The 8,901-nt window shown below is 67.7% G+C and carries 9 protein-coding genes; 3 read left to right on the forward strand and 6 right to left on the reverse strand.

Annotated elements, in window-relative coordinates; all coding sequences use genetic code 11:
- Position 1: 1 nt before the first annotated feature.
- The 3 genes from B0F77_RS40995 to B0F77_RS41005 are packed head-to-tail and all read right to left on the reverse strand — an operon-like array spanning position 2 to position 2,393.
- Positions 2-1,015, reverse strand: a complete 1,014-nt coding sequence (locus B0F77_RS40995; RefSeq protein ID WP_086668459.1) for an FAD-dependent monooxygenase — start codon at positions 1,013-1,015, stop codon at positions 2-4.
- A 36-nt stretch (positions 1,016-1,051) separates the two neighbouring features.
- Complete coding sequence (locus B0F77_RS41000) at positions 1,052-1,648, reverse strand: DUF305 domain-containing protein (RefSeq protein ID WP_086668460.1); 597 nt, start codon at positions 1,646-1,648, stop codon at positions 1,052-1,054.
- A 4-nt stretch (positions 1,649-1,652) separates the two neighbouring features.
- On the reverse strand, positions 1,653-2,393 hold the full coding sequence (locus B0F77_RS41005) for a lytic polysaccharide monooxygenase (RefSeq protein ID WP_086668461.1): 741 nt from the start codon (positions 2,391-2,393) through the stop codon (positions 1,653-1,655).
- 194 nt (positions 2,394-2,587) lie between these two features.
- On the opposite strand from B0F77_RS41005, the gene B0F77_RS41010 reads away from it, so the two are divergent.
- The 3 genes from B0F77_RS41010 to pip all read left to right on the forward strand — a co-directional run bounded on the left by B0F77_RS41010 (position 2,588) and on the right by pip (position 4,742).
- Entirely contained in the window at positions 2,588-3,085 is a 498-nt protein-coding gene (locus B0F77_RS41010) for a hypothetical protein (RefSeq protein WP_143467190.1), read from the forward strand.
- Positions 3,086-3,159: 74 nt separating this feature from the next.
- Positions 3,160-3,705 (forward strand): DUF305 domain-containing protein, encoded by a 546-nt coding sequence (locus B0F77_RS41015; protein ID WP_158102970.1) that lies wholly within the window; start codon positions 3,160-3,162, stop codon positions 3,703-3,705.
- A gap of 89 nt (positions 3,706-3,794) precedes the next feature.
- Entirely contained in the window at positions 3,795-4,742 is a 948-nt protein-coding gene (gene pip / locus B0F77_RS41020) for a prolyl aminopeptidase (protein WP_086668464.1), read from the forward strand.
- Here pip and B0F77_RS41025 read toward each other — a convergent pair.
- From B0F77_RS41025 to B0F77_RS41035, 3 genes are all read right to left on the reverse strand, one after another.
- Positions 4,739-6,196 (reverse strand): tannase/feruloyl esterase family alpha/beta hydrolase, encoded by a 1,458-nt coding sequence (locus B0F77_RS41025; RefSeq protein WP_245849318.1) that lies wholly within the window; start codon positions 6,194-6,196, stop codon positions 4,739-4,741. The two genes, pip and B0F77_RS41025, sit on opposite strands and share 4 nt — an antisense overlap.
- Positions 6,197-6,339: 143 nt before the next feature.
- Positions 6,340-8,313 (reverse strand): APC family permease, encoded by a 1,974-nt coding sequence (locus tag B0F77_RS41030; RefSeq protein WP_086668466.1) that lies wholly within the window; start codon positions 8,311-8,313, stop codon positions 6,340-6,342.
- A gap of 26 nt (positions 8,314-8,339) precedes the next feature.
- Positions 8,340-8,901 (reverse strand): HD-GYP domain-containing protein (locus tag B0F77_RS41035; protein ID WP_143467191.1); only part of this gene is annotated, 562 nt, incomplete at its 5' end.

The raw sequence follows: 8,901 nt of genomic DNA on the forward strand, positions 1-8,901 counted from the left end.
CCTATGCGTAGTCGGGGAGCTTGATCGCGGTCGCCGCCCTCATGTCCATGCGTGCGACCATCGGCATCTTCGGCAGCAACCCGAACATCCGGTCCCGCGCCCACATCCCGAGCCTGGTCTCGGGCGCGAGGAACCGCCCAGGACTGCCCTGGCTCCCTCGCGCGTACGGGCCGATCAGCGCCTCGTACCGGGCGAAGGCGCCTTCTCCCGCCGCCATCTCCCCGGCCAGCACGTAGGCCGAGACGATCGCGAGCCCGGTTCCCATGCCGCCCAACGTCGATCCGTATCCGGCGTCGCCGATCAGCGTGACCCGGCCGGAGCTGACCGTCGGCATCCGCACCCGGCTGATCGAGTCGAAGTAGACACCGGGGGCGATGACCTCGTACGGCATGAGCTCGGGCGGGATCGAGGACCTGTACATCAACCATCCCGGCGCGGTCAGCAGTCCGGGTGAGCACGTGAGGTCGCGGTCGTCGCCGTCCGCGTCCCAGATCGCGAAGTAGTAGCCCTGGAACTTCGGGCGGTACTCCGGGAAGACCAGGCGCCGCACCGCGGACCGCATCCCGTCGGCCCCGATGACGAAGTCGAACCTCCTGGACGGCCCGCGCGCGAACGTCACGTCCACCCCCGCGCCGTCGTCGTGCAGCGACGTGATCCAGTCGCCGAACACGTACTCGGCGTCGGCCGCGCTCAGCTCGTACAGCAGGCGCGACAGGTCGCCGCGGAGGATCTCCACCTCCCCCGCGGTGAACGAGGCGGGCAACCGCGACCGTTCGCGACCGTCGAGGCCCCGGAACACCATGTCGCGCGGCGAGGTCCGCGCGGCCCGCACGGCGTCGAGCACGCCCATCCGCCGCAGCACGGACAGGTGCGCCTCGCCGCGGAAGTCCACGGCCTGACCGCCGCTGCGCAACGACAACGCGCGTTCCACGACCGTGACCGAGAAGCCGAAGCGCGACAACCAGTGAGCGAGTGCGGGCCCGGCGATGCCCGCTCCCGAGATCAGTACGTCCATGGCCGGGAAGGGAACGCCGGACCGCTGACCAAACGCTTACTGTTCGCTGATGACCTTCAGCATCTGCGAGATCTGGCCCTGCCGGATGGTGGTCACGCGCTCGGCGTAGGCCACGGTCTCCGGGTTCATGCCGTCCTTCTTCTCCGTGAGCGCCATCTCGATCGCGGCACCCTGGTGCCCGGCCATCAGGTTGAGGAAGGACAGATCGAACTCGGCTCCGCTCTTGTCCCTGGTGTCGTTGATGACCTTGTCGTCGAGCAACGGCTGACCGCCGTGCGCCGCATGCAGGTCCTTGCCGCCGCTCTCGGGCTTGCCCCAGAGCTTCAGCCACGACTTCAGCATCGAGAGCTCCTCCCGCTGGGTCGCGTCGATCGCGCCCGCGAGGTCCTTCGCCTCCTTCTTGGTGGCCTTCGCCAGCGCCACCTGCGAGAGGCTGATGCCGAGCTGCAGGTGGTCCACCATCATCTGGGTGAACATGACGTCCGCGTCGTTGAACCTCGCGCTGGCCGCCGGAACGGGTGGTGCCGCGGAGGACGCGCCGTGACCGTGGGCTCCCTGGCCCTCCGGCACGATCGCCTCTCCGCCGCACCCCGCCAGCGCCAGGACCGCGAGTGCGATCACCAAGCGCTTCATCGGGTCAGATCCGCTCCCACAACGCCGCCACGTTCGGCGGTTCCCAACCGGTCAGTGACGTGTGCGCCTGGCGGCAGCGGTAGGACGCGCCGTCGTAGGTGACCGTCTGGCCGACCGCGTACGGCGTGTTCGGCGCCCACGTGCCACCGGCGGGCGGTTGGGTCGTGGTGGTCGTGGTGTTCGGCGGAGGGGTGGTCGTCGTGGTGGTGGGCGGGTTCGTCGGGCCGCCACCGATGTTGATGTCGATGCACGAGTAGAACGCGTTCACCGTGTCGCCGATGTTCCAGACGGCGTAGAGCTTCTGGCGACCGGTGAACCCGCCCAGGTTGATCGTGTGGGAGGTCGGGTTGTTCGGCTGCTGGTTGTTGCCGGCGACGAAGCCGACGCGCGTGCCGTTGATGAAGTACTCGTAGTCGCGCGTGGCGTGCCGGGCGGTGAAGGTCCAGGTGACCGTCATGGTGCTGCCGACGTCGGTGACCCGCCAGCCCTTGTTGTCGTTGTTGAGCACCTCGAAGTCCTGGCGGGTACCACCGCTGCAGGTCGTTTGGCCTTTGGGACCTTCCGCGCTCTGCGGTTCGTAGCGGGGGCCGGTGCTGCCGCAGTCGACGACACCCGCCGCACATTGGGCGGCACGACTGGCCGGCGAGGACACGTAACCGTGAGCGCTGGCCGAACCGACCGGCGTGATGAAGATGATCGCGGGGACGGCGGCCATCACCAGCGCCGCTTTTCGGGTGAGTTTCATCGTCCGAACTCCTTGGCTTCGTTCCCAGGCGGGGCGGACCCCGATGCAGGGGGTGGGAACCGGCGTCTGAATCGCTCGCCGATCAAGTTTCGGTGTGGTCTAGACCATAAACCTGGGCTCGGAAAGTGGTCAACCAGACCACTCACGCCACTGGTACTGGGTGCAAACGCCGGGCTCGCTGGGTAGCCCCGGTCATGCGTGATTTCACCGAGCCCGCCAGGGCGACCGGACCAGGCGTCGTAGCCGACGGGCCCGCTGGGGCCACGACCCTGCTCGTGATCGATCCAGCCGGCGAGGCCCTGCACGACGAGATCCCCGCGACCTGGCGCACGTTGACGGACAGGCTGCGGATCGTGTGGCTGCGGGTGCCGGCCGCCCCGGAGTGGAAGTCCACTGTGGACAGGGTGCTGACCAGGCACCGCGACGACCCCCGGACCGTGCTCGACGTGGTCACCAGCGGCCCCATCGCGGCCGACGTCGTCGACCTCGTCCGCGGCCACGAGGACCTCGTGCGCTCGGTGCTGCTCGTCGACCCCGAGGTGGACGTCGACGCGCCGTTCGCCCGCGTGGTGGCCCGCAGCCACGATGTCCCGGACGACCGGATCCCGGCACCTCTTCCGCTCGGTCATCCCTACGTGGTCTTCGGCGTGGCGGAAGCCCTGGACAAGCTGGGCTGTTCCGGAACCGCTTAGGTTCCGGAAGTTTCACTGAACCGGACACAACGGCCACCCGTATGCCTCGTCAGGGAACCGTGACGGGAGGCTTCATGCGAGCGCGTCTGCTCATCATCGTGCTGGGACTGCTGGCGCTGACGGGCTGTTCATCGGTCGGAGGTGGTGGCAACTCCAGCGAACCCGCGGCCAACGAAGCGGACGCGACGTTCTCGTTGCAGATGATCCCCCACCACCGCCAGACGATCCAGATCGCCAAGGTCGCGATGGAGAAGTCCAAGGACGAGTTCGTCATCAACGTGGCCGACAAGATCGCCACCGCCGAGGCGGGCGAGATCGAGCAGATGGCGACCTACCTGCGCTCGTGGAACATCCAGGTGCCCGGTGACGACGCCGCCGCCACGCACAAGATGGCCGGCATGATGACCGCCAAGGACGTCGACTCGCTCAAGGCGGCCCAGGGCAAGCAGTTCGACGAGCTGTTCCTCGCGGCGCTGTCGCGGCACCTGCGCAGTGGTGTGGACATGGCGAAGGGCGCGCAGGCGAAGGGCGTGCACGTCGGGTCCAAGGCGCTGGCCGGGAAGATCGTGGTGTCGCAGACCGAGGTCATCGACCAGATCGCGGCCAAGAAGAAGTCCTGACACCCGCCCGCCCATGAGCTGGCCATGAACGGCGCTTTCGTGGACCTGAGGTCCACGAAAGCGCCGTTCATGGCCATACGCTTCCCGGCATGTATCCACAGGTGGAGCCCTACGACCAGGGCATGCTCGACGTCGGTGACGGCCAGCTCATCCACTGGGAGGTGAGCGGAAACCCCGACGGCAAGCCCGCGTGCGTGTTCCACGGCGGTCCGGGATCCGGCTCCAACCCGCGATGGCGCGAGGACTTCGACCCCGGCCACTGGAAACTGGTCCTCTGGGACCAACGAGGCACCGGCCGCAGCACTCCACCCGTCAGCGACCCCGCCACCAGCATGGAGCACAACACCACCCAGCACCTGATCGACGACGCGGAGAAGCTGCGCGAGCACCTCGGTATCGAGAAGTGGCTGCTCATCGGCGGGTCCTGGGGTTCGACGCTGATCCTCGCCTACGCCATCCAGCACCCGGACCGGGTCAGCGAGATCATCATCCCCGCCGTCACCACGTCCCGCCCGGAAGAGCACGCGTGGATCACGCGCGGCCTGGGCATCTTCTACCCGGACTACTTCGACGCGTTTCGCGACGGCGTGCCCGAAGAGGATCGCGACGGCAACCTGGCCGCGGCCTACAACAAGCTGCTCAACTCACCGGACGCGGCCACTCGCGAGAAGGCCGCCTGGGACTGGAGCAAGTGGGATCTGTCCACGATCACCGGTGGCGACAACGAGTTCGAGGGAACGCGGTACGCGGACCCGGTGATGCGCTACCAGTTGGCGCGCACGGTCACCCACTACTGGGGCAACGAGGGGTTCCTTGAGCCCAACTACGTCATGGACAACCTGGACAGGCTCAAGGGCATCCCCGGTGTGCTCATCCACGGCCGCAACGACTTCGGCGGGCCGCTGCACACGGCCTGGGAGGTCGCGAAGAGGTGGCCCGACGCCGAACTGATCATTCTGAACGACGCCGGGCACGTCATCATGGAGGGCAACAGCATGGACCGTGCCATCACCGCTGCCATCGACAAATTCCGTTAGGGGGCAACGGGTCCGGGCCGGTGGTAGAGATCCTCACCGGCCCACCGGATCCGGTCGGAGAAGCCGAAGCCCGGTGCCGCGACGAAGTTCGCCGCGTCGTCGATCGAACCGGAGCCGTCGTACTTGGCGCGCAACGGATACGGGAACACCGGGCGCGTGCGCACCACGTTGCCCGCGTCGTCACGGCCGGTGGCGATGATCCGGTTGGGCTCCTGTCCGCCCTCGACCCACGACGCGAGCGCCTGGAACGGGTCGAAGTTGGTCAGGGTGTCGCCGCCCTCGCAGTGCCACATCGACGGCACGACGAAAAGCCGCGCCCAGTCCTGGGGCTTGCCGCCGGTCAGCCGCTGCCAGTAGTCGAGCGTGCCCTCGAACGGAATGCCCTGGTCACCGGCGCCGTGCCAGATGATCAGTTTGCCGCCGGCTCGCCGGAACTCCCGCAGGTCGAGCGACAACGAGTTCGCCTTCACCGTCTCCGGCACGACCCGCCGGAACTCGCGGACCGTGAACTCGAAGTCCGCGAGCGACGAGTGCGGCTTGCCGATCGGGTAGACCAGGTTCTTCAACGCGTTGTCGGCCAGCTCCGCGGCCACGCCCCGGCCGAGGCCCGGACTCGGGTTCAGCCAGAACGTCCAAGAGATCTCCGAGCCGTAGGGCTGGCCGCCGGGGTAGAGCCGCGCGCCGTGATCGGACGGTCCGGCGTAGAGGTTCCGAACCCGCGCGATCTCGTCGTCGGTCAGCTGACCTGCCAGCGCGCCGGGATCGAACTCGCACAGCCGCGGGTCCTCGATCTGGCCGTCCACCAACCCGTCGAGGCCGTCGCACGCCGTCATCACCGCGCTGTGCAACAGGAAGATCTTGTCGTTCGGGATGGTGTTGCGCGCGATCCACGCCTGGTAGCCGATCAGCGCGGTGTAGTAGGCGGCCGGTGCCGCCGCGATGATGCCGTCGAAGTCGTGCGGGTAGCGCTGGGCCAGCAGCAGTGCTTCGCGGCCGCCGTTCGAGCACCCGCTGAAGTACGACTGCGCGGGCGCCTTGCCGTAGAAGGTCTTGATGATGGTCTTCGACACCTTCGAGAGCGCGTGTGGTGCGCGGTAGAAGTAGTCGTCGCGGGCCTTCTGGTTGTTCGCCGCCCAGGCCGTGTCGAACGGGTTCTCCAGCGTCACCTGGTGGCCGTCGTCGGTCGCCGCCACCGCCGCGTCACCGAATGCCGGCCCGCAGCCCTGCGGAAAGGCCGGATCGGCGATGATTCCGCAGAATCCGCCACAGCCGTACTGGAGGTAGCGGCCCCGGAACGTGCGGGTCGGCAGCTTCAGCTGGAAACCGATGTTCGGCTCGATCGTGCCGCGCACGTCGCAGAACTCCGGTGTCCCGGCTACGACCGCGGCCGTTGTGACGCGAGTACGAGCGTCCGGAACGTCGAACGAGCGCACCAGATCGGCGCACGAACGCACTGGCCGAGTACCGGAATCGCTTGCGGCAGCAGGAGCAATCCCTGCCGCCACAAGCACAAACGAGATACAGGCGACCAAAACCTTGCGCAACATGAATAGCGTCCTTCCCCCTGTAGTCGGACGTACAGGGGGAAGTCTTGCAGCTATCCGACGTGTACGCGTGGCCGTCGGGAGGGATCCTTCTCCGCCGAGCGGATGATCTCGCGTACGACCGGAGGAGTGTCCCCGCGGCCGAGGATCAGGTAGCGGAACAGGTGCCCGAGCGGATTGCCTTCCGACCACTCGAAGTGCGCGTGCGGGATCACGCCGGTGGAGTCGCGCAACGCCAGCAGGATCGCCGCGATCGCGTTCGGCGCGGCGGGCGCGGAAGCGCGCAGGATCCGGTGGCCGTCGACCTCGACGCCCTGCAGGCACAGCACGTGGCTGAACGACGACGGGTCGACGATGTCGATCTCCAGGAAGATGACGTCCGCGCTGCCCGGCACCGGGTTGATGCCGCGCTGCTCGCTCTCCTTCTCGTCGTACTCCGCCTTGTCACCCTCCTGGCGGCGGTTCGCGATCAACGTGATCCGGCCGTCGTTCTCGATCGTGTCGGTGATGAACTGGCGCGCCTTCTCGTCGAACTTGATCTTGTCGACACGCAGCTCGGTGGTGCGGGAGATGCGCGACACCAACGAGATCACCACGATGCCGAGGATGAAGCCGAACGAGATCGTGATGCCGTCCGGCTTCTCGATCACGTTCTCCACCAACGCGTACAGCAGCACCAGCGTCAGCACGGTGAAGCCGATCGTCGCGCCGCGCTGCTTCTTGCGCCACGCGGACACCGTGACCGCGAACGAGCCCGACACCATCATCGCCAGGATGCCGGTGGCGTACGCGCCGGCCTGCGCGTTCACGTCGGCCTTGAAGATGATCGTGATGATGATGCAGATGATCGTGTAGACGATCACGACCGGACGGACCGCGCGGCCCCATTCCGGTGCCATGCCGTAGGAGGGCAGGTAGCGCGGCACGATGTTGATCAGGCCGGCCATCGCGGACGCGCCGGCGAACCACAGGATCAGGATGCTGCTGATGTCGTAGACCGTGCCGAACACCTCGCCGAGCAGTTCATGCGCGAGGTACGCCAGCGCACGGCCGTTCGCGGGGCCACCGACGGCGAACTTGTCCTGCGGCACCAGCACCGTCGTGATGAACGACGTCGCGATCAGGTACACCGACATGATCAACGCGGCGGTGGTCAGCAGCTTGCGGGTGTTGCGCACCCGGCTCTCCAGCCGCTCCTCGGGCGTCTTCCCGTCCGCCGAGATCAGCGGCATCATCGAAACACCGGTCTCGAAACCGGACAGACCCAGCACGAGCAGCGGGAACGCCAGAATCGCCGGGCCGATCACGCCGAACACGCCGTTGCCGTGCGCTCCCAGGGCGTCGATCCACCGCTGCAGCGCGTCCGGCGTCGCGAAGACGTCCACGAGCCCGACGACGGCCACGACCGCGTTCAGCGTCAGGAACACCGCGACCAGCGGGATCGCGACGCCCACGGCCTCGCTGAAGCCCATCAGGAACACGCCGCCGAGGATCAGCAGCAGCACGATGGTCAGCGCCATCTCGTAGCCGTGCAACGACTGGGGGACGTACGGGTTCTCCAGCGCGTGCACCGACGCGTCGGCGGCGGACAGGGTGATCGTGATGATCCACGACGTCGCCACGAACCCGAGCAGCACCAGCACGAAGACCTTGCCGCGCCAGAACGGCAGCAGGTCCTCCAGCATCGCCACCGAGCCTTGGCCGTTCGGGCTCTCCTTCGCCACCCGCCGGTACATCGGCAGCATGCCCAGCAGTGTCAGGGCCACGATGAGCAACGTGGCCAGCGGCGACAGCGCGCCGGCGGCCAGCGCGGCGATGCCCGGCAGGTACGACAGCGTGGAGAAGTAGTCGACGCCGGTCAGCGTCATGACCTTCCACCACGCGTGCGGCTTGGCGTGCGACTCCTGGCTCTCCGGGCCGGTGGGCGCCACGCGGTCGGCGAGCAGCCACCTTCCGACGGGCCCACCCGGCGGTTCCGGACGTTCCGGACTCGGCACCTCTGCGGGGATGGCGTACTCCGTGCTCATGGGCAGAGCATGCCATCACCCGACGATCAAGGACGGAAGTCCGCCGGGAATCCAGCCTCCTGAACAGACAATCCGGACGGACGCAACATTCCGATGCTGCCCTGGGTGTGCAGGTCGAGGAACATGTCGACCACGTCCGGATCGAACTGTTCGCCGCGGCCTGCCCACAACTCGCGCCGAGCGCGGTTCTCGTCCAGCGCGGTCTGATGTGGACGGTTTGACCGCATCGCGGCCCAGGCCACGCATACGGACAGGATCCTGGCCTCCGCCCGGATGTCCGCGCCGCGCAGCTTGTCCGGGTAGCCTTCGCCGTCGTACCGCTCGTGCTGCTGCCTGATCACGTGCGCCACGCCCGCGAAGCCCGGCACCATCCGCGCGAGCCGGTAGCCGAAGTCGGGGTGCTGGCGCAGCAACCGCCACTCCTCTTCGGACAACGCGCCGGGCTTGGTCAGCACGACCTCGGGAATGATGATCTTGCCGATGTCGTGCAGGCGCCCGGCGAGTTGCGCGACCCTGATCGTCGGCGCGTCGAGCCCGAACTCCCCCGCGGCCACGCCGGCCCAGCGCGACACCGAACGGCTGTGGTCG

Origin of the sequence: Lentzea kentuckyensis (genome assembly GCF_002150765.1) — a bacterium.
Taxonomy (GTDB): domain Bacteria; phylum Actinomycetota; class Actinomycetes; order Mycobacteriales; family Pseudonocardiaceae; genus Lentzea; species Lentzea kentuckyensis.

Coding starts and splice junctions, on each gene's coding strand:
- B0F77_RS41030 (WP_086668466.1), bottom strand. CDS start 8,313: ATGAGCACGGAGTACGCCATCCCCGCAGAGGTGCCGAGTCCGGAACGT.
- B0F77_RS41010 (WP_143467190.1), top strand. CDS start 2,588: ATGCGTGATTTCACCGAGCCCGCCAGGGCGACCGGACCAGGCGTCGTA.
- B0F77_RS41015 (WP_158102970.1), top strand. CDS start 3,160: ATGCGAGCGCGTCTGCTCATCATCGTGCTGGGACTGCTGGCGCTGACG.
- B0F77_RS41000 (WP_086668460.1), bottom strand. CDS start 1,648: ATGAAGCGCTTGGTGATCGCACTCGCGGTCCTGGCGCTGGCGGGGTGC.
- B0F77_RS41005 (WP_086668461.1), bottom strand. CDS start 2,393: ATGAAACTCACCCGAAAAGCGGCGCTGGTGATGGCCGCCGTCCCCGCG.
- pip (WP_086668464.1), top strand. CDS start 3,795: ATGTATCCACAGGTGGAGCCCTACGACCAGGGCATGCTCGACGTCGGT.
- B0F77_RS40995 (WP_086668459.1), bottom strand. CDS start 1,015: ATGGACGTACTGATCTCGGGAGCGGGCATCGCCGGGCCCGCACTCGCT.